Source organism: Streptomyces sp. Alt3, assembly GCF_030719215.1.
GTDB classification, from domain to species: domain Bacteria; phylum Actinomycetota; class Actinomycetes; order Streptomycetales; family Streptomycetaceae; genus Streptomyces; species Streptomyces glycanivorans.
Window position 1 is genome coordinate 77,744 of sequence record NZ_CP120984.1, and the last position, 25,325, is coordinate 103,068.

The 25,325-nt window shown below is 69.2% G+C and carries 22 protein-coding genes and 2 pseudogenes; 7 read left to right on the plus strand and 17 right to left on the minus strand.

Going from position 1 to position 25,325, the window contains the following annotated elements; genetic code table 11:
* Nucleotides 1–182: 182 nt before the first annotated feature.
* On the plus strand, nt 183–3,323 hold the full coding sequence (locus P8A20_RS37490) for a Tn3 family transposase (protein ID WP_306105307.1): 3,141 nt from the start codon (nt 183–185) through the stop codon (nt 3,321–3,323).
* 125 nt (nt 3,324–3,448) lie between these two features.
* On the opposite strand, the gene P8A20_RS37495 is transcribed toward P8A20_RS37490, so the two are convergent.
* On the minus strand, nt 3,449–3,976 hold the full coding sequence (locus P8A20_RS37495) for a hypothetical protein (protein ID WP_306105308.1): 528 nt from the start codon (nt 3,974–3,976) through the stop codon (nt 3,449–3,451).
* Nucleotides 3,977–4,302: 326 nt separating this feature from the next.
* Here P8A20_RS37495 and P8A20_RS37500 point away from each other — a divergent pair, with 326 nt between their 5' ends.
* The gene (locus P8A20_RS37500; protein WP_306105309.1) at nt 4,303–5,340 is read left to right on the plus strand and encodes a recombinase family protein; all 1,038 of its coding nucleotides are present in this window, start codon (nt 4,303–4,305) and stop codon (nt 5,338–5,340) included.
* 148 nt (nt 5,341–5,488) lie between these two features.
* Here the strand turns inward: P8A20_RS37500 and P8A20_RS37505 are convergent, their stop codons facing one another.
* Nucleotides 5,489–5,881 carry a hypothetical protein gene (locus tag P8A20_RS37505; protein WP_306105310.1) on the minus strand — a complete coding sequence of 131 codons (393 nt, stop codon included), beginning with the start codon at nt 5,879–5,881 and terminating at the stop codon, nt 5,489–5,491.
* A 281-nt stretch (nt 5,882–6,162) separates the two neighbouring features.
* On the opposite strand from P8A20_RS37505, the gene P8A20_RS37510 reads away from it, so the two are divergent.
* Entirely contained in the window at nt 6,163–6,657 is a 495-nt protein-coding gene (locus P8A20_RS37510; protein ID WP_306105311.1) for an EF-hand domain-containing protein, read from the plus strand.
* A 62-nt stretch (nt 6,658–6,719) separates the two neighbouring features.
* On the opposite strand, the pseudogene P8A20_RS37515 reads toward P8A20_RS37510, so the two are convergent.
* The 6 genes and pseudogenes from P8A20_RS37515 to P8A20_RS37540 all read right to left on the minus strand — a co-directional run.
* Nucleotides 6,720–7,013 (minus strand): annotated as a pseudogene (locus tag P8A20_RS37515) (site-specific integrase); the annotation flags it as partial.
* 14 nt (nt 7,014–7,027) lie between these two features.
* Nucleotides 7,028–7,465, minus strand: coding sequence for a hypothetical protein (locus P8A20_RS37520; RefSeq protein WP_306105312.1), 438 nt, complete (start codon nt 7,463–7,465; stop codon nt 7,028–7,030).
* Nucleotides 7,466–8,328: 863 nt separating this feature from the next.
* Nucleotides 8,329–8,454: a hypothetical protein gene (locus P8A20_RS37525; RefSeq protein ID WP_306105313.1), complete on the minus strand. Its 126-nt coding sequence runs from the start codon at nt 8,452–8,454 to the stop codon at nt 8,329–8,331.
* Entirely contained in the window at nt 8,451–8,603 is a 153-nt protein-coding gene (locus P8A20_RS37530) for a hypothetical protein (protein ID WP_306105314.1), read from the minus strand. Before P8A20_RS37530 ends, P8A20_RS37525 begins: the two co-directional genes overlap by 4 nt.
* 145 nt (nt 8,604–8,748) lie before the next feature.
* Nucleotides 8,749–8,964 carry a hypothetical protein gene (locus tag P8A20_RS37535; RefSeq protein ID WP_306105315.1) on the minus strand — a complete coding sequence of 72 codons (216 nt, stop codon included), beginning with the start codon at nt 8,962–8,964 and terminating at the stop codon, nt 8,749–8,751.
* 135 nt (nt 8,965–9,099) lie between these two features.
* Nucleotides 9,100–9,783: a hypothetical protein gene (locus P8A20_RS37540; protein WP_306105316.1), complete on the minus strand. Its 684-nt coding sequence runs from the start codon at nt 9,781–9,783 to the stop codon at nt 9,100–9,102.
* A 380-nt stretch (nt 9,784–10,163) separates the two neighbouring features.
* Here P8A20_RS37540 and P8A20_RS37545 point away from each other — a divergent pair, with 380 nt between their 5' ends.
* Nucleotides 10,164–11,114 (plus strand): hypothetical protein, encoded by a 951-nt coding sequence (locus P8A20_RS37545; RefSeq protein WP_327436494.1) that lies wholly within the window; start codon nt 10,164–10,166, stop codon nt 11,112–11,114.
* A gap of 251 nt (nt 11,115–11,365) precedes the next feature.
* On the opposite strand, the gene P8A20_RS37550 is transcribed toward P8A20_RS37545, so the two are convergent.
* The 4 genes from P8A20_RS37550 to P8A20_RS37565 form a co-directional block, all read right to left on the minus strand.
* A complete protein-coding gene (locus tag P8A20_RS37550) occupies nt 11,366–12,571 on the minus strand; it encodes an McrC family protein (RefSeq protein ID WP_306105318.1) in 1,206 nt (401 codons plus the stop codon).
* Complete coding sequence (locus P8A20_RS37555; RefSeq protein ID WP_306105319.1) at nt 12,568–14,829, minus strand: McrB family protein; 2,262 nt, start codon at nt 14,827–14,829, stop codon at nt 12,568–12,570. Before P8A20_RS37555 ends, P8A20_RS37550 begins: the two co-directional genes overlap by 4 nt.
* A gap of 134 nt (nt 14,830–14,963) precedes the next feature.
* Nucleotides 14,964–15,833 (minus strand): IS5 family transposase, encoded by an 870-nt coding sequence (locus tag P8A20_RS37560; RefSeq protein ID WP_306105320.1) that lies wholly within the window; start codon nt 15,831–15,833, stop codon nt 14,964–14,966.
* A 270-nt stretch (nt 15,834–16,103) separates the two neighbouring features.
* Nucleotides 16,104–16,457: a winged helix-turn-helix transcriptional regulator gene (locus tag P8A20_RS37565; RefSeq protein WP_147961230.1), complete on the minus strand. Its 354-nt coding sequence runs from the start codon at nt 16,455–16,457 to the stop codon at nt 16,104–16,106.
* Nucleotides 16,458–16,597: 140 nt separating this feature from the next.
* On the opposite strand from P8A20_RS37565, the gene P8A20_RS37570 reads away from it, so the two are divergent.
* Both P8A20_RS37570 and P8A20_RS37575 read left to right on the plus strand, forming a co-directional pair.
* A complete protein-coding gene (locus P8A20_RS37570; RefSeq protein ID WP_306105321.1) occupies nt 16,598–17,581 on the plus strand; it encodes an NADP-dependent oxidoreductase in 984 nt (327 codons plus the stop codon).
* Between the two features lie 287 nt (nt 17,582–17,868).
* Nucleotides 17,869–18,783 (plus strand): recombinase family protein, encoded by a 915-nt coding sequence (locus tag P8A20_RS37575; protein ID WP_306105322.1) that lies wholly within the window; start codon nt 17,869–17,871, stop codon nt 18,781–18,783.
* Nucleotides 18,784–19,008: 225 nt separating this feature from the next.
* On the opposite strand, the gene P8A20_RS37580 is transcribed toward P8A20_RS37575, so the two are convergent.
* The 5 genes and pseudogenes from P8A20_RS37580 to P8A20_RS37600 form a co-directional block, all read right to left on the minus strand.
* Entirely contained in the window at nt 19,009–19,518 is a 510-nt protein-coding gene (locus tag P8A20_RS37580; protein ID WP_306105323.1) for a hypothetical protein, read from the minus strand.
* A 43-nt stretch (nt 19,519–19,561) separates the two neighbouring features.
* The gene (locus tag P8A20_RS37585; RefSeq protein WP_306105324.1) at nt 19,562–21,139 is read right to left on the minus strand and encodes a site-specific integrase; all 1,578 of its coding nucleotides are present in this window, start codon (nt 21,137–21,139) and stop codon (nt 19,562–19,564) included.
* A 10-nt stretch (nt 21,140–21,149) separates the two neighbouring features.
* Nucleotides 21,150–21,479: a helix-turn-helix domain-containing protein gene (locus tag P8A20_RS37590; protein WP_306105325.1), complete on the minus strand. Its 330-nt coding sequence runs from the start codon at nt 21,477–21,479 to the stop codon at nt 21,150–21,152.
* A pseudogene (locus P8A20_RS37595) lies at nt 21,479–22,521 on the minus strand (tyrosine-type recombinase/integrase). Before P8A20_RS37595 ends, P8A20_RS37590 begins: the two are co-directional and overlap by 1 nt.
* Nucleotides 22,522–22,854: 333 nt before the next feature.
* The gene (locus tag P8A20_RS37600; protein WP_306105326.1) at nt 22,855–23,835 is read right to left on the minus strand and encodes an ArsR/SmtB family transcription factor; all 981 of its coding nucleotides are present in this window, start codon (nt 23,833–23,835) and stop codon (nt 22,855–22,857) included.
* 89 nt (nt 23,836–23,924) lie between these two features.
* On the opposite strand from P8A20_RS37600, the gene P8A20_RS37605 reads away from it, so the two are divergent.
* Nucleotides 23,925–25,187, plus strand: coding sequence for an MFS transporter (locus P8A20_RS37605; protein WP_306105327.1), 1,263 nt, complete (start codon nt 23,925–23,927; stop codon nt 25,185–25,187).
* Nucleotides 25,188–25,325: the final 138 nt, after the last annotated feature.

Consider the following 25,325-nt stretch of genomic DNA (forward strand, 5'->3'; position numbering starts at 1 on the left):
CTGCCCCGAATTGTGAGCCTCGTACGCGCGCGCCCGCGTAGACGCCCTTGAGTAGTAGCGGGGCAGCGGTTAACGGTGAGATCGATCTTGGTGGCGGATGGGCTACCACGGTGGTCGACTGAACTGCCGGGGATCGGCGAAAGATCGTATGAGCGGTCTGGCGTCGGACTACCGTCCGCCGCGTGCCGATGGAGTTTCTGACTGATGAGCAGGCCGCGTCGTACGGGGCCTTCAAGGAGATCCCGACCCGACCCGAGCTGGAGCGGTTCTTCTTCCTGGACGACGCCGACCGGGACCTGATCGCGTTGAGACGGGCGGACAGCCACCGGTTGGGGCTGGCTCTGCAGATCTGCACGGTGCGGTACGTCGGCCGGTTCCTGGAGGACCCGTTGGACGTGCCGTGGGAGGTGGTGGACTACCTGGCCGGACAGCTGGGCATCGAGGACGCCTCGTGTGTGAAGCGGTACACCGAGCGCAAGCCGACGGCGTATGAGCACTCGTGGGAGATCCGCCGGCGCTATGAGTACAGGGAGTACGAAGACCCGGCGTGGGGCCGGCGGTTCCGCACGTTCCTGCACGGGCGGGCCTGGACGCATGCCGAGGGGCCGGTGGCGCTGTTCGACCACGCGGTGGCGTGGCTGCGGCGGCACCGGGTGCTGCTGCCGGGCGTCTCGGTGCTGGCCCGGCAGGTGTCGGAGGTGCGGGCGGTGGCGGAGAAGCGGCTGCACGCCACGGTGGCCCGGGCCGCTCACCGGGCCGACCCGGTGCTTCCGGGTGAGTTGGTGCGGCTGCTGGAGGTGCCGGACGGCGCGCGGGTCTCGGAGCTGGAGCGGCTGCGCCGGCCGCCGACCCGTACGACCGGCACCGCGATGGCGCGGGCGCTGGACCGGGTGAACGAGATCTCCGCGTTCCAGCTGGGGCGGGTGAACCTGACCCGGGTGCCGGTGAACCGGCTCTCGACGCTGGCACGGTACGGGCTCGCCTCGAAGGCCCAGACGCTGGAGCGGTCGGCGGAGCCCAGGCGCACCGCGCTGCTGACGGCGGTGGTGCGAAGCCTTGAGGCGGCGGCGATCGATGACGCGCTGGACCTGTTCGCGCTGCTGATGGCGACCCGGCTGATCAGCCCGGCCCGGCGGGCCTCGGACCGGGAGCGGCTGGTGATGCTGCCGCACCTGGAGAAGGCGTCGCGCACCGTGGCGAAGGCGGCGCGGGTGCTGATCGGGCAGCTGGAGCTGACCGAGGAGACGGGCTGCGACCTGGATACGGCGGGGCTGTGGCGGGCGCTGGAGGACGTCGTCTCGCGGGCGGCGGTGAACAACGCGGTGCGGGTGGTCCAGCAGCTGGTGCCCGAGGACGACGGCTCAGCGGAGATCGCGCTGCGCCGGCAGCTGACCGGCCGCTACAACACGGTGCGCCCGTTCCTGGCGCTGCTGGGCGAGAGCGACGCGCTGGGGGCCGCGCAGGGCGGGCGGCGGGTACTGAAGGCGGTGCGCCGGCTGCCGGTGCTGGCCCGGCGCAAGGTGGCCCAGCGTCCGCTGCTGCCCAGGGAGATCGACGCCGAGCTGGTGCCGCCGGCGTGGAAGAAGGCGGTGTACTCCAACACCGCGCTGCCCGAGGGCGCGGTGGACCGCGACGCCTACGTGGTGTGCGTGCTGGAGCAGCTGCACCGTGCGCTGACCCGCCGCGATGTGTTCGCCTCGCCGTCGAACCGATGGTCGGACCCGCGGGCCCGGCTGCTGGACGGGCCGAGGTGGGAGGCGGTGCGCGAGGACGTGCTGGCGGGCCTGAGCCTGACCGAGCCGGTGGACGAGCACTTGGACGGACTGACCCGCGGTCTGGACGCGGCGTGGCGGCAGATGGCGGCCAGGCTGGAGGAGGCGGGGCCGGCGGCGAAGGTGGAGATCGTGGTGCCGCCGGACGGCGGGCGGGCCCGGCTGAGCGTGGACAAGCTCGGCGCGCTCGGCGAGAGCGCCTCGCTGACGTGGCTGCGCAAGACCACCCTGGCGATGCTGCCGCGCATCGACCTGCCGGACCTGCTGTTCGAGGTGCACTCCTGGACCGGGTTCCTGGACGCCTTCACCCACGTGTCCACCAGCGCGACCCGCATGGAGGGCCTGCCGGTCAGCCTGGTGGCGCTGCTGGTGTCCGAGAGCTGCAACATCGGGCTGACCCCGGTGACCAACCCGGCCTACCCGGAGCTGACCCGCAGCCGCCTGTCCCACGTTGACCAGAACTACCTGCGGGGCGACACGATCGCCGCAGGCAACGCCCTGCTCATTTCCGCCCAGGGCCGGGTGCCGCTCGCGCAGAGCTGGGGCGGCGGGCTGCTGGCCTCGGTGGATGGCCTGCGGTTCGTCGTGCCCAAGCGGAGCATCAACTCGGCCCCCTCGCCCAAGTACTTCGGGCAGAAGAGGGGTCTGACCTGGCTGAACGCACTGAATGACCAGGTGTCGGGGATCGGCGCGATGCTGGTGCCCGGCACCCCGCGCGACTCGCTGTTCATCCTGGACACCCTGCTGAACCTGGACGGCGGCGTGCGCCCGGAGATGGTGGCGACCGACAACGCCTCGTACTCCGACATGGTTTTCGGGATCTTCAAGATGCTCGGTTTCCGCTTCGCGCCGCGCTTCCGCGACCTAGCCGACCAGCGGTTCTGGCGCGCCGACATCCCCGGCAAGCAACCGGCGGCCAGCTACGGGCCGCTGGAGGCGATCGCCCGCAACAAGGTCAGCCTCAAGAAGATCCGCGAGCAGTGGCCCGACATGCTGCGGGTGGCCGGGTCGCTGATCACCAACCAGGTCCGCGCCTACGACCTGCTGCGGATGTTCGGCCGCGAGGGCCACCCCACCCCGCTGGGCCAGGCGTTCGCCGAGTACGGCCGGATCGAGAAGACCTTCCACCTCTTCGACCTGGTCGACCCGGTGGACGACACCTACCGGCGCCGGATGAACCGCCAGCTCACCGTCCAAGAATCCCGCCACACCCTGGCCCGCGCGATCTGCCACGGCAAGCGCGGGCACATCCAGCAGGCGTACAAGGACGGCCAGGAGGACCAGCTCGCCAGCCTCGGACTCGTGCTGAACGCCGTGGTGCTGTGGAACACCCGCTACCTCGACGCCGCCGTCGAGACGCTGCGGGCACTGCCCGCCGGCCAGCGCGAGCACGACGTCCTGGACGAGGACGTGGCCCGCCTTTCCCCGCTCAAGGCCGGGCATCTGAACGTCCTGGGGCGCTACGCCTTCACCCCCTCGCAGCCCGAGGGGACCTTGCGTCCGCTGCGCGACCCGGCCGCGGTGGACGAGGAGGACCAGGCCGAGGAGTAACCCGGCAGCCGAACGCCGGATAACCGGAGCGGCTTGCTCCCGTGATCCGGCGGTTCATTCAGACTTTTTCGAAGAACCCGACCGCCCGAACGGGGGCGGCGGGCCTTCGCGGTGTATGGACAGTCCTAGAACATGTCGCCCTTCTCGTAGCTGAAACTGCTGATACGGGCGACCACGGTGTCCGGGTCGTCCCTAGTCGTCAGCTCTACGGGGGCTTCGAGACGGTATTTGACATGGTCACCCCTGGTCGGGGGGTACTCGTTGAGGTCCCCGATCATGACCATCGGCTTCTTGGTGACCAGCTCGACCCGGTCACCGCCCTCCTTTGTGAAGGCAACCGCGAACTTGATGACATCGCGCTGCTCAAGCTTCGGGGGGGACTCCTGGACGACGCGCACCCAACTGGGCTGGTTCCGGTCGTGCTCTCCCTCCCCGAACACGACGTACAGGCCATTGCCGCTGCCGGACAGCTCGAATTGGTCCCTAATCCACAGCTGCACGCGGTCGGCCGGCTCGTCGGGGAACGGCACCACTACCTGCCTGATCTGCCCCGTGAAGTCGAGTTCCAGGGTTTCGCCCTCGTATTCGATCTTGGCGTCGCGGACGCTCAAGTGAAAGAGGGTCTCCTTGCTGATGTTGGGCAGCAGGGACATGAGTATGGCTCCTTGATCGTCGTTGCTGCCCACGATCGCCCATCCCGATCCCGAAAGACCGGCAGGCACCCAGACGGTCACCCGATCGAGTGTCCCGCCCCGGGGATCACGGGAACCGAGGTCATCGGCAAGGGCGGTCATGGTCGCCTGGCCACTGCCTCGCGTCGCCGGGCGTGACATCTGTAGCGGTGGGTGACTCGCAGAAATGATCAGTTGTGCGAGTTCCGTGAGAGGCCCGGACCGTGTCCGGTTCACCCCGGTCCGCTCTCGCAGAACACCTCTCAGAACCCTGCACTTATGCGAGACACTTCTGAGAGACTCCCGGCATGGATCTGACGCCTGATCGGGCAGCTTCTGCGGTGGAACGGCATGGATGCCCGAAGTGCGAGGCGCCGCCCGGCAGTCCGTGCCGGACGCTCGGCGGGAAGACCGCCTCGAAGTACCACACGCCGCGCTTCATCCTGGTGCCCGCGCTGCGCGAGGACCTCGAAGTCCTCGTCCCCGCCGACCGCGGCCCGGGCCGCACCTGGCAGCCGGGCCCCGCACTCGCCGTCGTCCCCCAGCCCGCCGCCGGGAGCCGGCCGGTGCGGATCGGGTACGCCCGCACCTCCATGGTCAGCCAGGAGCTCGCCAGCCAGATCGAGGCCCTGGAGGCGGCGGGCTGCACGAAGATCTTCCGCGAGAAGATCAGCACCCGCGTCAAGCACCGCCCCGAGATGGCCGCGGCCCTCAAGCTCGCCACCGAGTTCAAGGAGACGGCCCCCGACCAGGTCGTCATCCTGACCGTCCACGAGATGAAGCGCCTGGCCCGCAACGCCGCCGAGCTGATGCAGCTCTCCGCCGACCTGGAGGGCGCCGGCATCCGGCTCGAACTCCTCACCGGCCCGCTCACCGGCGTCTACGACCCGGGCGGCATGGGCTCGATGCTCTTCGCCGTTCTCGCCGTCGCCGCCCAGCTCGACCGCAACTACATCCGGGAGAAGACCCTGGAGGGCCAGCAGACCGCCGCCCGCAAGGGCAACCACGGCGGCAGACCGAAGGTCATCGACGACGACATGCTCACCTTCGCCGTCGCGCTCAAGGACAAGGGCACCCCGGTCCCGGAGATCGCCAAGAAGCTCGTCATCAAGACCGGCAAGAACGCCGGCGAACACCCCTCGGTCGCCTCGGTCTACCGGGCACTCGCCGACGCCGAGGAGGCCGCAGCCCTCGCCGCGGTGGATGCCGACCTATCACTACGACCCACCCGCGTACAGATCCGTCGCCCCAGCGACCCGCTCACCCCCGAGGAACTCGACCTCCGCCAGCGCCTGGTCACCCAGCGAGCCGAGCTGGATGCAGGTCAAAATCAATTTCACCGTTAACCGCTGCCCCTCTACTACTCAAGGGCGGGGTCCCCGTGACAGGTGCGTTCTCGTGGCTGAGCGGAGCCCGGCAGGGCTGCTGGGCTCCACTCTTGGACCTGGGCTGGTGAACCGGCCTGCCGGCCCGGGGTAATTCGCGTGCGGGTGGCTACAGAACGGCGACGGTGAACGGAACGTCAGCCGCGTCGTTGTTGTAGTTGCTCGTCACGACGGTGATGGTGCGGGTCTTGCCGTTGCAGTTGCTGTTCGGGATGGCGGTGATCATGGACCGCTGGTTGTTGACCGTGGCGAGTACGGCCGCGTTGCGCAGGTCGACGGTGGGGTCCGAGACCGCCACGCAGTAGTAGCCCGCGGGCTGCCCGTTGAGCCGTGCCGACGAGGCGACGTTCTTGGTCGCCAGGAGGGTTCCGTCCGCGCTCACCTTGGCCGCGGCCCGGGCGTAGGGCGCGTTCAGGGCGGCCGGGGCGGCGGAGGCGGGACCGGTCAGGAGCGGCACCGACGCCACTGCTGCGGCGGCCAGGGCGAGGACTCGGATACGCATGGTGGTTCCTTTCACGGCCGCATCCGTCACCGGCTGCGGCCCTGCATGTGGATGGGCGCCCTTTGGGGACGGAGTTGCAGCCCAGGTCGAAACCCGGGTGCTCCGTCATTGACTCCCGCCGCTCACGCAGCGTCCCAGCCGGTTTCACCCCTGCGGATGATCATGACCTCCGCAATCACCCGAACGGCCCCCCGGCGACGGGCGCCGGGCGGGGCGGGCGAGTAAGCCTGACGCGGGCCCCGCCCCGCATCCCGACCATCCTGCCGAGAAAGGCCCTCCCTGTGGCCACTGATTTCAAAACCCAGCGTTTCCAGGAACTCTTCGACGCCCTTGACCCCGACCGGAACGACGTCGTCGGCAAGCACAGCTTCGACAACCTGATCTCGCGCCTCGCCCACAATTCCGACACAAACATCCGCGACCTCCGAAAGGCGTTCCACGAGTTCTGGCAGGCGGTGCAGAGCCGCAGCGAGTACCGGTCCAACCTGTCCAAGCAGCAGTTCGTCGACGCGCTGAACGCCACACACATGAGGGACTTCGACAGCCTGTCCGGGCGCGTGTTCGCCTCCGCGTTCGGCTTCGGCGAAGTGACCAAGGACAAATTCGTGCGCTACTACACGGCTGCGGGCAGCGACGAAGCCACCGCGCAGGAAGACTTCACCCGGCTCCACGGCGACCGCGACGGCGGGCTCCACCGTAAGGAATTCCACGGCGGCCTCGCCAACTACCTACACAACTCCGACCCCGCCAGCAGCATCGTCCTGGGCATCGTGTAGGCCACGAATCCTTACCGGTTTCCGCAGCCGACGGCGGCGGAAACGTTCACCACGGCGGCCGGTCAGCGCCGGGCGTCCCCGGGCGCGAGCAGCCTGGTGATGCCCGCGATGGCCTCTGCCGAGGGCGTGAAGTACCGGCGGACGTTCTCGGCCTTCTCGTGCCGGGACTTGGCCATCAGCATCAGCTCTGAGGCTCCCTGTCCGCCGAGGTAGGTGAGCCCGGCATGGCAGTACTCGTGCAGGTCCCAGCCCGTGCCCGGCGCACCGCCGACGGCGGTGCGCTCATCGAGCAGCGCGCGTGCCTGGCTGCAGGAGAGCGGTGCCAGCCCAGTGTCCGGGCACACATCGCGCGGGCTGGGCCGGGCACCGGCTAGACCTTCGCGGCTTCCTTCTCGGCGAGTGCCAGCGCCTCGTCCGCCGCACGCGACGCCGCGGTGGCCGACTCGAAGTCCTTGGCGCGGCTGGCTGACGCGGCCTCCCTGCCGGCCTGCTCGGCCGCTTCAGCATCCGTGCGGGCCGGGCCCGTCTCCCAGTTGGGAAGGATGGAGTACGCAGCCTCGGCGGCTTCAGTCACGGCTGCGGCAACCGCCCCAAAATCCAGGGCCTTGGCCCCCTGCTCGGCCCTGGCGGCGGCCTCCGCCACCGTGTGCCCGCCCGGCATGTTCGCCGTGCTGTCGGCGACCGCGCGAGCGGCCTTGGCCGCCTTCTCCAGCTTGGCCTTGTCGTCGGCTGCGGCGTACATCGTGTGGCGGGCGGCCTCGGCGTTCCGTCGGGCCTGCTGCACCTGGTCGGTGTCCTGAACTGCCACGGGAGCTCCTCGTTCTCTGCGATCAGCGTCCCCGCCACCATCTCGCGGTTCCCTGGGTCGCACTCCGAACCAGGCCGCAGAGCCACCCGAAGGAACGACGGGAGCACGGCCAAGACCGGGCACTGGACTTTCTGAACCCCCTGTGAGGAACTCGACCTCCGCCAGCGCCCGGTCACCCAGCGAGCCGAGCTGGATGCAGGTCAAGATCAATCTCACCGTTAACCGCTGCCCCTCTACTACTCAAGGGCGGTAGAGGGGTCCAGAAAGTCCAGAAACCCTGGCAGCGAACGATGCCACCAGCCCCCGCGAAGAGATCGACGATCGTGACGATCGAGATGGCTCCGAGGTCTGTCAGATAGGGCAGGGGTCCACCGAGGGGAACAGTTTCACGCTTAGTCAGTTTCCGCAGCACAGAGGGCATTTCACCGTTTGAGGCGGGTGTGCGCGGGGCGGTCCGGTTGGGGTCGGCTCGCGCGTTCTGCGTAGGCTCTTGCACGGACCTCCCAGGTATGACGACGGGGAGCCCAGACCCAGCCAGAACCGGAGCCGGCTGCTTCCCTGTGGCCCCTCCTTGACGGGTGTCGCAGGCTCGGTGTCGGTGTCGTCCGCCGTGTCGAGCCACCCGGCCAGACCCGTCGTCGAACCGGTTCCACTGGCCGCCGCAACGGGTGCGTCCGTCGCCGCAACCGGCTCTGCCGCTGCCGAAATCTCCGGGCGCGCCGTCGGACCGTGCGGCCCGGTCGCCGAAACCGGGTTCGGTTCCGTCGTGATCGTGGTCATCTGGGTCTCTCCTCACCGAAACGAATCAGGGTAGGGGCGGGGCGGCGCGCACCTCGCGCCGCCCCGCCCGGAGTGATGGGGTGTCAGCCCCGCTTGGCTTCGGCTGCCTCTCGGGCGGCACGGGCGGCGTCTGCGGCCTCGGCGGCCCTCTTGGCCTCTTCGACGCGCTGCTGGGCAAGCGCGTCGGCGGCCTGCTGCTCCGCGCTCATGACCGGTTCCCCTTCGGGGTCCCGGCGACGGGGCGCTCGGCAGGGCTGCTGGTGTAGCCGCCTCGGCTGGCGGAGTAGTCACGGGAGTGCTGCGGCTCGGCCTTGGAGCGCTGGGGGTCGCGTGCGGGCATGTTCTTGCGGAGTGCCACGATGGGCTCCTGTCTCTGCGGAGATGGAGCGCGGGGCGACCGGCTTTCTTGGCAGTTGGGCGGTCGTCTCGCGCGTTTTTGGTGGGGCCGTGGGTCTGTCCGGCTCCCCTCACCGCCCGTCTCACTCGAGCGGATCGGGCAACCGTCAGACCAGGTAGCGGTTGTACGGAGTGCCGTAGATGCGCAGGAACTCGTCGTAGATCTGGTCGGCGCGCTCCTCGGCGACGAGGGCTTCGGGGGTCGTGATGCCGCCGCCGTGCTCGTCCTGGAGATTGAGCCGGAGGTCGTAGGCGGCGTCCTCGACTTCCTGGGCCATGGCCCAGGGGTTGCCCGGGGTCTGCCAGCGGACCGTGACGCTCATGGTGATCTCCTTCGGTGGGTGTCCGGACCCCTTCTCGGATCCGGTGGATTCGGTGTCAGGGAGAGGCGTCAGAGGAGCCGTCAGGGGGTGTTAGGGCGGTGATAGAACCGCAGGTCACAGCGGCGATAGGCCGGTCTATCGGGCTTCTTGGGCCCTCTCCTTGGAGAGGGTCAGGGGAGCGGTCCCGGACGGGTCCTTAATCCCCCCGGGGATGAGACGGAGTACGGCCGGTACGGGGGTCTCGGCGGGCGCCTCGGCGGGGGTCTGCCCAACCGGCTGAGCGGGGGCTCCCACGGACGGGGTTTCGGGGCGGGCCTGGAGCAGTGCTGTGGGGGTCATCCCGAGCGCATCGGTCACCGCCACGAGCTTCATCCCGACGCGGGTGACGGGCTTGCCGCCGATCCGCATGCCGACCTTGTCGGCGGTGGGCAGTCCGCAGGACTCCACCCACGCCCGGAACTCGGTCAGCTCGGTGCCCTGGGGGATGAGCCCGGCCTCGGCCGCGGAGTCGAGGACGGTGTCGAGGTGCAGTCCGGCGCGGCCGGCTGACTCCGCGTCGGCCGCCGCCCGCACCACGTGCCACAGGAGCGCGGCGCCCCGGTCGGCCTCGACCTCCTCGTCCTGCTCCTCGTCCTGCTCCTCGACGTCCTCGTCGACGTCGGCGTCGTCGGCCGTGTCCGGGGAAGGGGCGAGCATCCAGGCCGCGACCATCCAGGCCAGTCCCCCGACGGAAACGATCACCGGCTTCCAGGGGGCCAGCAGTCCGAGGTACGGGGTGATGAGCTCGCCCGCCATCGCACCCGCCCCGGCGACGAGCATCCCGCCCAGGGCGAGGTAGGCGAGCGCCTCAGGGAACGGACGGCGCCCGGACGGAGCCGGCCCTCGGGGAGGAACAAGTCGTTCAGTACAGCATCAGGCCGGTCTACGAGGGAGCGAATCCGATCCCGGTCAGATTGGAGTTCACGGCTTTCGGAAACAAGGGCTACACCTTCACCCACAGCCTGGAGAACCCCGCCGCTGGTGTCCGGACCGCTGTATAACATCGCCACCGACCGTACCTGGAAGGCTCCCTCATGACCCGCGCCACCCCGCCACGTCCCCTCGACGTAGAAGCGGTTTTCCCTGCCCTGGCAGCCCACCGGCGCACAACCACCCGGCTGCACCCACGTCACGGCTCTCCCGGGACGCAGGACAGTTCGGTGGCGGGCCCTCTCCTCTGGCCGGCCGACGAACCGTGGCCGGTGTGCACGGCCGTACACCCGAAGGGCACGGGCCACCTTCTCTCCGACGTGCGGCTGAGCCGCAGGATTCTGGAGGACTCCCGCGGGCGGGAATACACCGCCGAGGAACAGCGCCTGATCGATGGAATGACCGCGGGCAATCACCTCCCGGAACTTCGGGACGACGCCCCGCTGCCGATGCTGGCCGTTGCCCAGCTGTACGCACACGAGATTCCCGATCTCGTGGGACCCGAGGACCACGACCTGCTGCAGGTCTTCTGGTGCCCCTTCGAGGTGCACGGCACCGACCGCACGATCGACGTCGTACTGAAGTGGCGACGGTCCACCGATGTCGGCGCCGTACTCATGCCACAGCCCGAACCTCCCGTGGTCGGCCGGAAGGAATGCGTGCCGAACATGTGCGTCGTACACCCCGAGCGCGTCGTGGAGCACGAGTACCTCGGCCTGCTGGAGGAGGAACTCCAGGAGGAGATCGACGAGTGGGAGGAGGCGCGCCTCGACGAGGACGATGCGGACGAATACAACTCCGCTCCACCAGCAAGCTACGCGACGTATGAGGAGTACGAAGAGGCAATGGCCGCAGCCGAAGCTGCCGAGCCCGAGGAGATCAACTACATGAGCGATCTGTCGATCGCCCCTGGCTGGAAGGTCGGCGGCTTTGCTTCATGGCACCTGACCGACCCCGCTCCGGTCGGCTGCGAGGTGTGCGGGGCAGCGATGCCGCCGCTGCTCACCGTGAACATGTGGGAATGCGACGGTGCCTCACGCAGCTGGCTGCCGATCGAGGACCGGGACGGCCAAGACCCGTACGCGACCAACCCGACCGAGGTCTACCTCGGGCGCGGCCTGATGCGCGTACACACCTGCCTCACCGACCCCGCACACCCGCACCGGCTCAGCTTCCAGTAACCGGAGAGCCTCGTCCTTGCCTGCCTCGGCCGCCGGCCCAGTGGTGCTGGAGAAATCCTTCCGGTGCAGCCGATGCCGCTGTCGACCTGTTCGCCTGCGATCCGCTCGCCATCGGCGGGCAGCAGGTCGCGATCGGTTCGGCGGAGTGCCGGCGCGGGTCCACGTCACGCATGCCGGTGGCGCGATGCCGGCCCCAGGCGGTGCCGGCCATCAAGCCGCGATCGAACGGCGAGTAGGCAGGTCAGGCGGAATCACGGGGCGGCCGTCGCTGTTCTGCCGGCCAGGGTGGCTATCTGCGCCAGGAGGTCGGCTGGGGGCTCGTTCAGGTTCAGGGCGTGGGCGGTGATCGTGACGGGGGAACAGCGGATCACATGGTCGGTGGGGGCCGTGCCCGGGCTGGTCGCCGCGTAGACGAGGTGGCCGTGGCTGATGCCCAGGGCGGTGCAGTAGGCCAGGAGTTGGTAGAGGTGTTCCACGGGTGGAGACGTGACCTTGAGGAACGTGTACTTCGCGTCCATCACCGAGATCGGACGACCCCCGCGGTACAGGACCAGGTCGGGGCGGAACGTGGCCCGGCGCGCCTCGTCCAGGCGGTGGACGTTTTGGGGAGCGCAGCGGATGCCGTGGTGGGCCAGGGCTTCGCCGAGTGTCACCGTCAGAAAGCGTTCGAAGACCTTCGGCAGGTCCAGCAGGAAGCCGTCCGACGGAGTCGGGGCGCCTCCCTCCTGTCGTATGGAGCGGCCGGACAGAAGGAGTTCGGCCAGCCTGAGGGCCGAGGTGTAGCGGGCGTTGAGTCTCGTCGGGGTCCAGGTGGGAAGCGGTTCGCCTGGGTGGGGGCGGCGGACACCGTGAAGGCGGTGGGCGAGGTGGCGGAGGATCAGGCGGGTCGGATCGGGTACGCCCGGCAGGTGAGCGGCCAGATTCAGGGCAGCCAGCAGGATGCGGTTCTCGGGGATGTCCGGGGTGTGGTCGTCGTACCGGACCGATATCGGCAGCGGCAGACCGGTGCGGCGGAGCTGGTCCGTGGTGCGGATACGGCCCCTGATCAGCGGGAGCTCCTCCGCCACCTCGCGGTAGCCGTGCAGGATGCCCGCCTCCAGGGTGCGGCGGGCGGTGCGGGCCAGCAGGTCGGCGAGGGCGGGGAGGAGGTCGTCGGCCGTCGCCGCGGTGACCGGCTCCGAGTGCCAGGGGTCGGTGGAGGAGTAGGAGAGGAGGAAGAGGAGGTCCCTGATGGGGAGTTTGGGGCGCAGCCGGAGATGGACCGCTCCGCCGGAGCGCGTGGGCAGACGGATCAGGCCCACCTTCTGGTTGCCCCGCACGTTCCAGCGCCCGCCCGGTGCTGGGGTCAGCCGTACCAGGTCCGGCACGGCGACCAGGGCCGCCACCTGGTCGCCGGTCAGTTCGTACGCGCTGCCCGGGCCGGTCTCCTGGACGGTGAGGGTGAGGTCGGCGCTCACGATTCGACGGCCGGGAGCGGGGAACCGACCGGCCGGCCCTGCGGGGCGGCGGCCTGGGACGGGAATCCGGCCGAGGGGCCCGGCGGCGCGACGGCCGCCCGCAGGGAGTCCAGGCCGTACTCCGCCTCGACGTCGACGCCGGTGCCGTAGAGCTGGTCCTCCAGTAGCGGCAGGATCTGGGTGCGCCAGATGAGGTCCAGGCCCCCGGGGCGGGCCACGCCGGGCTTCATCAGGTACGACGGGCCGATGGCACGGTCGGCGTCGCCGAGGCGGGAGTTCAGTTCGTCCAGCAGCCGGGCGGCGGTGTCCGGGAGACCGCGGGCCTGGAGCCAGCGGGCCAGCAGACCCTGCACCGGCGGCTTCTCGGGGGACAGCCGGCGGAAGGCGAAGCGGCGGCGCATCGCCGCGTCGACCAGCGCGATGGAGCGGTCGGCGGTGTTCATCGTGCCGATGAGAAAGAGATTGCCGGGCAGATGGAACGGGTCGTGCGGGCTGTACTGCACGGTGATGGGTTCCTCGCGGTACTCCAGCAGGAAGTACAGCTCGCCGAAGACCTTCGCCAGGTTGGCCCGGTTGATCTCATCGATGATCAGGAAGTACGGATTCGCCGGGTCCTTCCGCGCCCGCTCGGCCAGCAGTCTGAAGGGGCCTGGCAGCACATCGAACATCACCGAGCCGCCGTCGCCCCGAACGGGACGGAAGCCCTCGAAGAAGTCCTCGTAGGTGTAGGAGGGGTGGAACTGGACCAGTTGCACCCGGTCCGGACCCGCCAGATGTCTGGCCAGTGCACGGGCGACGTGGGTCTTCCCGGTGCCGGGCGGCCCGTGGAGCACCAGCTGGAGCTGGTCCTGCAGCTGTTCGGCGGTCTCTCGCAGCCACTCCAGCGGCATGAGCAATTCGTCAGCCAGCTCCTGGGTGATCGGCGGGAACTCGAGGGGCTTGGTGACGTCGACCTCGGCGAGTACATCGTCGACCGCGTCCTCCAGACCCGCACGCTCCGCCAGCTCGGCGGCCACACTGCTGATGTCGTACACCGCCGGCGGCAGCGGCAGCCTTGCCTGGACCTTCTCGGGGAGGTCGGCACGGACCAGGGGGCGGTCGGCGGTCGCCCAGCGCACCGGGAGACGGCGGGCGTTGTCGAGGCCTTCGGAGGCGTCGTACGTCGGTGCGCCTTGGACGGTGCCGACGTGTACCTCGTCCGGGGTGACGGTGACGACCAGGTCGCCCGGCTGCATGACGGTCAGGAAGACATGCAGCTGATAGGCGGCCGCCCCGCGCAGCTGGGCGGTGGCCTCTGGCATGGCCTCGGCGACCGCCTGCCGGACCTGCTGCTTGGTGGCGCCGACGGGGATCTCCGGGATCTCCCGCCAGGAGAGCGAGCAGTAGCCCTGCCTGAGCCAGGCCGGGATGAAGTCGTGCCCGTCCACGTTGTGGCCGCGGACCAGCCAGCCGCGCTGCTCGTGCGTTACGGCGCCCTTGCGCCAGCGGCCGACCCAGGGCTCGTCGTAGAAGTCGACGGGCTGGCCGACCTGGACCTCCAGCGTTCTGCTGAGCGTCAGCAGGTCCTTGTCGTCGTTGCCGGTGGGATCGGAGAGCTCGTCCGCGAACGCCTTGAGGATCTCGTGCTTGTGGTGGGCACTGGCGATGGGCTGGAAGTCGTCCGGGAAGAGCGTGAAGAGCAGTACATGGATCTGGGCACGGCCCTTCTTGTGGCCGACCGAGTCCTGGATGCCGAAGCAGAGGGCACGGAAGCTCCAGGGATCTTTGAGGAGTGCCTCCCGCTCCGTGGGCTCCGCCCTGGCCAGCCGCTCGACGAGGAGAACCAGGATCTGGAACTGCGCCCAGCGGTAGTTGAGGAATCCCTGCCCACCATGGAGGAAACCCTTCAGTGCGGGCTCCATGTCCGGGGGCACATCCAGGGGGCGGCCGGCCCAGGAGAGCACCTCGCGGAGGATCTGGAGCTTCTTCGGAAGACCGATCTGCTCGGGGACCAGAGGGGCCATGTTCACGAAGAGCAGTTCGGCGGCGAGGACGATCGTCTCGTCGGGGGCGTCGGTGAGCTGCCGGCGCAGCTTGATGAGAAAGGTGTCCGACGATTCATCGGGCCGGTCAACGAAGCGGGCGCGCAGATCGGACGCGGTCGCCTCGGTCCAGGCTGCCAGTTCCGGCTGGAACGCGGACTTCCCGGTCCGTAACCCGCCGCAGAAGACTTGCTGCACCACCACCGCGACCTCGGCGCCGTCCGGTCGTCTCGCCACACTGCCACCCACCCCTCGAGTGTTTCGAAGTGCCCACACTAGTGAGGGGATCGGAGGTCTGATAGGTCATGCAACGGGGTTCAGGGCTGCGGGGTCGCCCCCGGTTACCTCAGAGGTCGTTTTCGTCCAATGTTTCATCCCGAGATGGGATGTTCTGTGGTCTTCTTCGGGTCGCGCCAGGAGATGGTGTTCTCGCCAATGAGGCGGCGGGTCATGAGGCTGGTCATGGCGAGGTGGATCAGGGCTTCGGAGCGGGTGGGCAGGGTTTCGTAGTCGCGGGCCAGGCGGCGGTTCAGCATGAGCCAGCCGTAGGTCCGCTCCACCGCCCACCGTTTCGGTATCGGGGTGAAGCCCCTGGTCCCGGGCTTGCGGGCGGTGATCTCCATGTCGATGCCGAGGGTCGCGGCGTGCTCGACGAGGTGCTGGCAGTAGCCGCCGTCGACCCAGACCTTGCCGATGCCCGGGTGTTCGGCGGCGACCTGGTCCAGGAGGTGAGTGCCAGCAACGGAGTCCTGCACGCCGGCCGCGGTCACCAGCACGGCGAGGAGAAGTCCGAGCGTGTCGGTGGCAATGCTCCGCTTCCTGCCGACGATCTTCTTCCCCGCGTCGATGCCCTGGCTCGAGGCCGGCACGCTGGTGGAGGTCTTGACGCTCTGGGCGTCGATCACACACGCCGATGGTTCACCCTCCCTGCCCTCCTTCTCCCTCAACAGCTGCCGCAGTAAGCCGTTGAGCTGCGCGAACACACCCTCATCGGCCCACTTGGCGAAGTAGCCGTAGACCGTGTTCCAGTGCGGGAAGTCGTGTGGGAGATAGCGCCACTGGACCCCGGTGCGGTCCACATACAAGATCGCGTCCATGATGTCGCGCAGGTCGTGCTCGGGTGGCCGGCCGAAGTGCAGAGCCGTGCGTCGGCGCTCCATTCGCCACGCGGACAGGACCGGCTCGATCAACTCCCAGCGGGCATCGGACAGGTCACTCGGATACGGGCGTCGCTTCGGCATGCTTCCGGCGTACCGCCATGAGCCGAATGCGCCCAGGCGCACGGCAGCGGCTGTGGAAGCACACGACTACGAAGGCCGGGCACCCTGGGATGAAACAGGATTACGTCGTCTTCCGCCCCACCCACAACCCCACAAGCCCCGCAGATACCGACGTTTTCCACGGCCTCACCCGCACCACCGTCCGACGCCTCAAGAACTAGCCGACACACGGGCAATGAGGGTGAAAACGACCTCTTAGCGCCGGTTTCCGTTCCAATGTTCCTCGGCCCCCTACCTGATCTGGGTGTTCGTCTCGACCCAGTGACGCAGGTGTGCCAGCGGGGCTGCAGCACCGTGTCCGAGGTCCGTGAGGGCATAGTCGACGCGGACCGGGACTTGCGCGATCACGGTGCGGGTGATGAACCCGTAGTCCTCCAGTTGGCGCAGGGTCCGGGTCAGAACTTTCGGGCTGACGCCCTGCAGGCAGTTCTGAAGGCTGGTGAACCGGCGCGGGCCTTCTTCGAGGGCTCCGATGGCCAGGGCCGACCATTTGCCGGACAGAACGTCCAGGACGTCGCGAGCCGGGCAGAGCGCGGCATAGACGTCTGCGGTGCGGCTGAGGGGTTCGACGGGTGTCGTTGTCATGAAAGATGCCTCCTGCCTGCGACTCTACCCAAAGGGAAGCAAGGGTGCTTGCGGGTCACCAAGGGTGCCGACCTACCGTGGACCGCATCACCACTGCGGTCGCCCGAGGATTGTTGCCGCCCTTACTGGAAGAGTCGTACATGTCTGATCAGAACGTCGGTTCCGCGATGCGGGCCGTGGTCTTCACCGACTTCGGCGACCCGGAGGTTCTGGTGCCGACGACGGTGCCACGCCCGGAACCTCTGCCCACTGAGGTTCTGGTTCGGGTGCACGCTGCTGGGATTAACCCGCTGGACCTGCGCACCCGGGCTGGTTTCCCTACCCCCGCCAGGGCGGCCCTCGGAACGGGGCCGCACATCTTGGGCTGGGACGTTTCGGGCACAGTGGTGGGGATCGGACCAGGTGAGTTCCTCTACGCGCCCGGCGACGAGGTCTTCGGCCTGCTCTGGCTGCCCCGGCCCGCCGGCGCCTACGCGCAGTACGTCACCGCGCCCTCACGGCAGTTCGCTCGGAAGCCCGCGAGCATCGACCACGACCACGCTGCCGCACTGCCCCTGGCCGGGCTAACGGCCTTGCAGTCCCTGACCGACATCGCCCAGCTCGACGGCGGCGAGCGCGTACTGATCCATGCCGCGGGGGGAGGTGTCGGCCACCTCGCCGTCCAGATGGCCAAGCACCTTGGGGCGCACGTCATCGCCACCGCTACCGCCGGCAAGCACGACTGGCTGCGCGCTCTGGGGGCCGACGAGGTGATCGACTACCGGGCCACGCCATTCGAGGAGGCCACCGGAAACATCGACGTGGTGCTCGACCTCGTCGGTATCGCCCAGCCGGATACCGCTACCCGCTCCCTCACCGTCCTGAAGCCCGGCGGGCTCTTCCTGGGTGTGGCTCCCGGCCGGCCGGCAGGCTTCACCGAGGCAGCCGCAGCAGCCGGCGTCCACGTCGCGCCCGAACCGCTGGTTGAACCCGACGGACACGGTCTCCAGAAGATCGCCCGGCTGGTGGAGGCCGGCGCGCTGGCCGTTCACCTCGACAAGGTCTTCCCTCTCGACGCTGCTGCCGACGCCCACACCTATGCGGAGACCGGGGCACGCGGGAAGACAGTCTTGCGTGTGATCTGACGACGCAGAGGCCGACACCGGCCACCTCCCCGCCGAGCTCCGCTGGACTGGCTTCCCGCCAGAGCTCCACGTCTGAGGCCCGTAGATGAGATCGATGTTGAACCGTCGGAGAAAGCATCTGCCCCTGTCGGAAAACGATCGTTTGACAACAGAGAGGCGGCGCGTCCAATGAACTCGGGAAATCTGGGGGTTCGAGGCCGCGCGAATCCAATCAGATCCGATGGTGATTGCTGACGGGGTTTGACGACAGGTAGGGTCCGATCCTCCGTACGGAAGGGGTCCCTTCGGTGGCGAACCTGGTCTACAAGCGGGTCTCGACGGACCAGCAGTCGACCGCCCGGCAGGACCTCGTCCTGGCCGAGGCCGGGATCGAGGACCCGGTCTTCTTCGAGGAGGAGCCGGGTACCTCCAGCCGTCTCCACCCGCTCCAGCGCCCGAAGTTCGGCGAGCTGCTGACGTACGCGCGGCCGGGTGACACCGTGCACATCTCCGAGATGTTCCGCCTCGTGCGCGGCAACCAGCACATCCTCGACGTGCTCGACGTCCTGCACCGCGACCGCCTCGCGCTGCGCATCCACGACGGCGCGTTCTCCGCGATGGACCTCACCGCCCGCCACCCGCGCACCGGCGAGCTGCTGTCCACCGTGAAGTTCATGGTGCAGACCCTCGCCGCCGCCGGCGAACTCCAGCGCGACCTCCAGCGCGAGCTGACCTACGACGGGCTGCGGGCCGCCGAGGCGAAGGGCAGCAAGGGCGGACGCCGCCCCGCCGTGGCGACCACGAAGACCGACACCGTCCGCACCGCGCACCTGGAAGGCCGCTCCATCGCCGCCCTCGCCCGCGAACACGGAGTCGGCCGCGGCGCGGTCCGCACGGCCGTCGCCGACCTCCTGCCTGACCACACCGCCACTGAGGAGGCCGTCGCCCCTGAGCCGCTGGTCACCCTCGACATGCCGGGCAAGGTCGCCGACTTCCTGCGCACCGTCGAGCTGGAGCCCGCCGAGCGGGCCGCGCTCGACCAGGGGGTGACCGTACGGCGCGGCCAGGGCTACACCCTGCGCGTCAGCACCGTTCCTGCTGCGCACCGTCAGCTCCTCGCCCGCTGCCAGCCGCTCGACGGCGCCCAGGGCGTCCCTGCGGTCCCGGCCCAGCGCAAGGCTCGCCGCGAGTACGAGAACCGGGTCAGCGAGCTCACGCCGTGACCATGATCGTTCTCAGCGCCAACGGCTGTACCGATGTTCCCCGAGGCCGCTCCAGGTCGGCGAGGTCCCCGGACCCCGCTCGGCTATCCCTGACCGAGCGTCACTCTGATTACAGAGAGCTACTTGTCACTTCGCCGTAGCTTCGGGAGAACAGGGCCTCGATCCCCGTGGGTTCAAGGAAACCGAAGGTCCTTCAGCCTGAACCCACGGGTCCACCGGCCTGCTTCAGGTCGGTAGATCCGTGGGTTCGGTTGGAACACGAGGGTGCTGTGCAAGCCGAAGAGCTTCGGCCGTGACATCGGCGTCGATCTGCGCCTGTGTTCTGTCGGCGTATTCAAGGACGTCGTAGTCGTCGTCCAGGTTGGCGAGTCGCTCGGCCAGAGGCAGCTCGTGCCCGAAACGCTGATGGATCCTGAAGGCCAGCTCGCGTGGCGTCAGCTCGCCGGCCAGCATCCGGGCGGCAAGTGCTCGCGCCGCGGCTTCCTGTCCGGCAATGCTGCCCGCTGGGTGGAAGGTGAGGCCCAGTTCGTCGAGTGCCGGGGGAAGGAGGTCGGGGACGTCGTAATCCGCCTCCGCGCGCGTGCACGCGGCCAGGATTCGCAGGGCAGGACTGTCGAGGCCGGCAACGAGTGCATCACAGGCAGCAGTGACGACGTCGGCTGCGCGGATCTCGCCCATGCTCCAGAGAACGGCATGGTCCTGAAGCTGGCGGGCTGCTGGTTCGGTCGACGGCATGCATCCATGATCTCCTCAGTGGGATGGGCGGGTCGAGTGGGTTTCATTGCGATGTCTGCTCGGCAGCTTCTCCCAGAAGCGCGCGTGCTGAGTCCGCGTAGCGGATGGCGGTCTTCTCGTCGATGCCGAAAACGAGAGCGAGGTGGAGCGGGTCGGCGCCGTGGGTGAGCGCCTCTTCGAGCTGACGGTCGACGCGGAGCCGTTCGAGGGTCGCGGTGAGGTTGCGGGTGGCCCGGGTGGTCCAGAGCTTGCCCGCTGGCCCGAGTTCGACGGCCGTCTTCTGGGTGATCAGCAGGTGTGGGTTGGCCGTGTTCGGCCAGCGGTTGCGGCGGTGCTCGAGCCAGTCCAGGACGGCCTGGCGGGTGAGGTCGTCGAGCGGGCGGACGTGACCGGCGACGGTGATTCGCCCGTTGCCGAGATCCACGTCGTTCAACTGCATCGTTCGGATCATCTTCGGCCGTGCCGCGTGGACGGCGGCCAGGGCAGTGATCAGCTTGATGTCCGGGGTGGTCGCGCTGGCGACCGCCTGGTCGATGTCCGCTTGCCCCAGGGGCTGGGCGACGCCGCCAGCCTGCCGGTGGACACGGATCCGGTGGGTGGGGTTGCGGAAGACCTGACCGTTCCTCTTCGCGTGACGGAACAACGACCGCAGTGCAACGACCCGGCTTTCCCGCTGCTTGCCGCTGGCGGCGTCCCGGGCGGCGATGATGTCCTCCCGGGTGACCTCCCGCAGATGGTCGTAGCGGCTGGACCACTCCAGCAGAACCGACTGGATCTCGTTGAGGTAGGTCCAGGCGGTCTGCCGTGCGCGGGGCTCGGACCGCGGGCCGCCGTCGAGTAGGGTCCGGGCCCAGGATTCGACCTCGCCGCGGATGCCCGGGGCAACGGCGTCGAGCTTGCGGTCCAACCACCGGTCGACCGCTGGCGTGCGGTCGTCGGTGAACAGGCCCAGTTGATCGAGAACTTCGGCGGTTCGACCGACCGGGAGTCCCCGGCCTCGCAGGGCCGGGAAGATCTCGGTGTAGCGGATCGACTCGCCCTCGGCATGGCCGGACAGCACGATGACCAGGGCCCGGTCGACATCGCTGGCGACCCAGCGGGTCCACCCGCGCGCCTCACCCAGAACGCGCGCTGCCCGCCGGGCCCGGATCAGCCACGGGTTGCCCAGGTCGGCGTGCCGTTCCCGTTCGAAGGTGCGGTAGTCCCGGGTGGTGGTGAACAGAGGCGGCTGGATCCAGCCCGTCATCACGAGCGCAGGGGCTGGCCCTGGTGCCCGTTTAAGGACGCGGCGCCCCTGCCTGCCGACGGGCGGCCCACCGTTCCGGGGCCGCTGCAGGTTCGCGAAGAAGAGCTGTTGGTGCTTCACGCGCCGAAGGAAGATCGCCAGTGCGGCGGCCTCGCCGTTGACGCCCGCAGCCTTGACGGCCCAGCTGGCCTGGGCCCGGCAGAGCCGGCAATGGCCGTCGTGGACGGGAACCTCGCGACGGCAGACAGCACATGCGTCAGGCGAGTTGAGCTGGCCGTAGGTGTAGCAGGCCCGGCAGAACCGGCCGGGCAGCTGTCCCCAGGCGAAGCAGCCCACGCAGGAGGCCGCAGGCTTGTTGTCGCGGATCTTGCTCATCGTGGCGGCGTCAGGCCGGCGGGAGGGATCGGCCGTCCCGGCGCTTGGGGATCACCGCCGGAGTGGCAGTCCCCGCGCCGACGGCCACTCGTTCCGTCTCCGCCTGCCCCGGGCGGCTGACCTTCTCCGGCTCGGGGATCAGCAGGTCGCCGATCTCGCAGCCGAGGACGACGCAGATGACGTCCAGGTCCTGCAGCTTGAGCGAAACGGGCTGCCCCGACCACAGGCCGGACATCTTCCCCGCCGAGATCACCAACCCGTGCTCGGCCAGGTTCCGCTGGAGCTCAGAAGCCTTCCAGACCCCTTTGTTTGCGGCGGTTAGCCGCAGGTTCCACCTCATCAGACCAGTCCTTCCAGCCGCTTCGCGGCCCGTTCCATCCCGGCGACCCAGGCGTCCTCGACCCGGGTCTGCTGGACGTGGATGTATCGCATCGTGGTGGCGATCCACGAGTGTCCCAAAACCTCCTGGATTGCAAGCAAGTCCAACCCACTTCCATAGAGTTGGGACGCGCAGAAATGCCGCAGGACATGCGGAGTCAGCTTCTTGCCCCACCCGGGCAGATGCACTTTCGCCGCGTCCTTGAGCCCATTGCGCAGGGCGTCGTCGCCCACCCGCCGCGAGGACCCGTCGGCGTTCTTGCACTCAGAGGGGAACAGCGGGGCGCCGGGGCGGGTGTGGTCGTCGTCGAACTGGCCCCAGACGTCTTCGATGAACCACCGAAGGGTTCGGTCGGCGCCGTTGATCAGCGGGACCATCCGTTCGCGCGGGCCCGGGCGCCCTTGCCGTGGCGGACGTGGAGCTTGCCGAAGCGGCCCAGGTCCCACTTGATGTCATCCAGGTCGAGCCCGCATGCCTCGCTCACCCGCAGGCCGACCCGGGACAACAGCTTCGAGGCGGTGTAGTTCCTGGCGGTAGGGGCGAACTTGCGGCAGGTGGCCAGCTCACTGCCCCAGCCGGTGAAGAGTGCCCCGACCTCCGGCTCGCTCGGTGGAATCCGCAGCTGGGCGTCCTTCGCGCCGCGTGGCTTGTTCATCTCGTCGATCGGGCACTCGATGACCCGGCCGGTCATACGGTGCAGTTCGACCTTGTGCCGCAGCTCCAGGAACATGAAGTACGTGCTCAGCGCCTGGGACCGGGCCAGCCGGGTGCCGCTCGGCGAGCCACGCAGCACCTTGCCGAAGTACGCGTCGGCGTCGGCTGGCTCCATATCCCACAGCGGTCGGCCGAACCAGGTCCTGATCTGGTCCAGGTGTCCGACATCCCCGCGGATCGTGCCGTCCGCCAGTCCTGCCGAGGCGCGTGCGAGGACGAACCCGGACAGCGCGTCGGTCTCGAACTGCTCCAGTTCCTCCGCCGACGCGGGCGCCCAGTGCTCGCGCATGTCCCGTACAACTGCCAGCGCCGCCAACCCGAGCCCCCTCACCTTCGGCCCGACTACGAATCGGTCGGACACGGTGAGAACGCTTCAAGAATCCCGAAGTTACGTCACACGACCACAGAGCACTCGAAGGAGGAGGAACCCCCTGGCCACAGGGGCAGAGACTCAGCGAGGCTCAGAAGAACTCACGGGATGTCGCACAACCGCTCGGAACAAATCCCTCAACAAAGGCCATCGAGCACAGACCCCTCCGTCGATGCCGAAGCCACCGGGTTCGTGAACTTCTAGCCGTGTATCGAAAGTAGATCTTGGGGCGAACGGTGCTTCTCTGAGCCCTCAGCCCGAACCGGCGACCAGTGCCTCGCCGAGCGGGGTGCGCCGGTAGAGCACCGACCGTCCGGACCTGGCGCGGACAAGCAGCCCCGCGCCGCGCAGGATGGCGAGATGGTCTCCTACCGCGCCAGGTGCCATAGCGAGGCTTCGGGCGAGGTGGCTCGTACTGGCCGGGGCGTCCAGCGCCAGCAGCAGCCGGGCCCGGGACCGGCCGACCAGGGCGGTCAGCGCGTCGGGCCGGGGGACGGCCTCCTGTTCGCCCCACAGGGCGGCGGTGCCGCGGGCACGGTAGACCAAGGTCCTGGGCCAGGGGTCGTCCATGTGGGCGGCGATGTGCCCGACGATGGTCGAAGGGATCACCAGGAGCCCGTCTCCGGCGAGGCGGACTGTTCCGCCCCGGAGGAAGCCGATCTCGATACCGCCGGCGCGCCAGGTGACGCCCGGGTGCAGGCTCTCGATGGTCGCGGCCCAGCCGTGTTCGCCGATCACCCCCACCCGGTGCACGACATCGCGCTCACAGATCGCGCGCAGTTGAGGCCAGTCCGCGGCGAGCAGTTCGTGCCACGCCCGGTCCATCGCCTCGGCGATCCGGGAGACGGCGTCCGGTGCGTCCAGCACTGCGCGTACACGGGGATCACGGGCGGACGGGCCGGTCGCGCTGGCGGCGATTTCGTGGCGGGCCGCTTCCAGCGGTGTGGCCCGGATCATGGCCAGGTCGTCGGCCCAGGTCTGGTTGAGGCCGCGCGGCGGCGGGGCGACGAAGTTCGGCCCAGCCCCGCGCTGGGTGTGCAGGGCGAGGACGGCGTTCAGTTCGGTCTCACGGCGAAGCCGTTCAAAGGCCGGTAGGAGCCGGGCCGCCCACGCTCGCGGCAGCGGCGGGTCCTGCCCGGCGAGCGAGCGCAGCAGCAAGCAGAGGTCCAACGCGGGCGACAGCGCGAAGCGGCTGCGCAGCAGGTCCTCGACGGAGACTTCGAAGCGCAGCACGCGGCCATGCTACTGCGGGACGCCTGCTCGGATTCGTCCAGCGACGAATCATTGGTGAGTGGTGCGGGCGTACGGCGAGGCTGCGCGTCATGACTCCGACCGCCGGGCCCGCGCAGGGCGACCACCGGACCACGTACCGCGAGGTGCTGGCCGAGCCGCGCTTCCGGCTGCTGTTCTCGACCCGCACCGTCGCGATCACCGCGGACGCGCTGCGGATCACCACGTTCTCGGTTCTGGTCTTCTCGTCCACCGGCTCCGCCCTGCTGAGCGCGGTGGCTTTCGGCATCGGCTTCATCCCGCAGCTGTTCGGCTCACTGTTGCTGGGCTCACTGGCCGACCGACTGCCGCCCCGCGCGCTCATCACCGGCGGCTACGCCCTGACCTGCGCCACCGCCCTGCTGCTCGCCCTGGTGCGGATGCCGATCACGGCAAGCCTCGGCGTCGTGGCGCTGGTCTCTCTCGCCACACCGGTGTTTCACGGCGCGTCGAGCCGGCTGGTCGCTCAGTCGCTGGAGGGCGACGCCTATGTACTGGGCCGGTCACTGAGCAACGTCGCCAGTGCGGGCGCGCAGGTGTTCGGCCTGGCGCTGGGCGGTGCGGCCGTCGCGGCACTCGGCCCACGCCGGGCGCTCGCGGTCAGCGCCGTCCTCTACTTCGGCTGCGCGCTGGTTGTCCGCGTCCGGCTGCCCCGGCTGGAGGCGGGAAAGTTCGACGGCACACCCGGCGGCGACAGCGGGGCCGTCCGGGCAAGCCTGCGGGGTGCGGGCCTGCTGCTACGCGACCGTACGGTGCGACGGCTGATGCTGGCCCAGTGGCTGCCCGTCGCGTTCGTGGCGGGCGCGGAGGGCATCATCGTCGCCTACGCGGGAGAACGCCACTTCGCGCCCGGCCGGTACGCGGTGCTGATGGGCTGTCTGCCGGTCGGCATGCTGGTCGGCGACCTGCTGGTGGGCCGGTTCCTGCGGCCACGTACCCGGGAACGGCTGGTGGTCCCGTTGGTTGCGCTGGCGGGGCTGCCTCTGCTCGGCTTCGTCGCCGAGCCCGGGGTGGGCGTCTCGTCCTGCCTGCTGCTGATCAGCGGCCTCGGATACGCCTACGGACTCGGCCTGCAACGCCCGTTCCTGGACGCCCTGCCGCAGGACGGCCAGGGCCAGGCCTTCGGCCTGCTCGGCTCCGGCAGCATGACGTTGCAGGGCGTCGGGCCGGTCTGCCTGGGGGCGGCGGCCTCGGCGGGCACGGGAACAGGCGGGGCAATCGCCCTGGCTGGCGGCGCGGTGGCGCTTACCGCCGGCTGGATTTTCACCTGGCACCTGCCCACCATCGGAGGGCCCGACGCCAATTCCGCGACATGACGAAGGGCTCGCCCCTGCATGTCTGGGAGGCTGCAAAGCTCATTGCCCAGTGTTCCGCACCCTGATCAACCAGTGCACGCGGATTGTCCACGGCCAGCCCACCGTGACGGAGCGGTGATTGATCACGAATCGGGACGA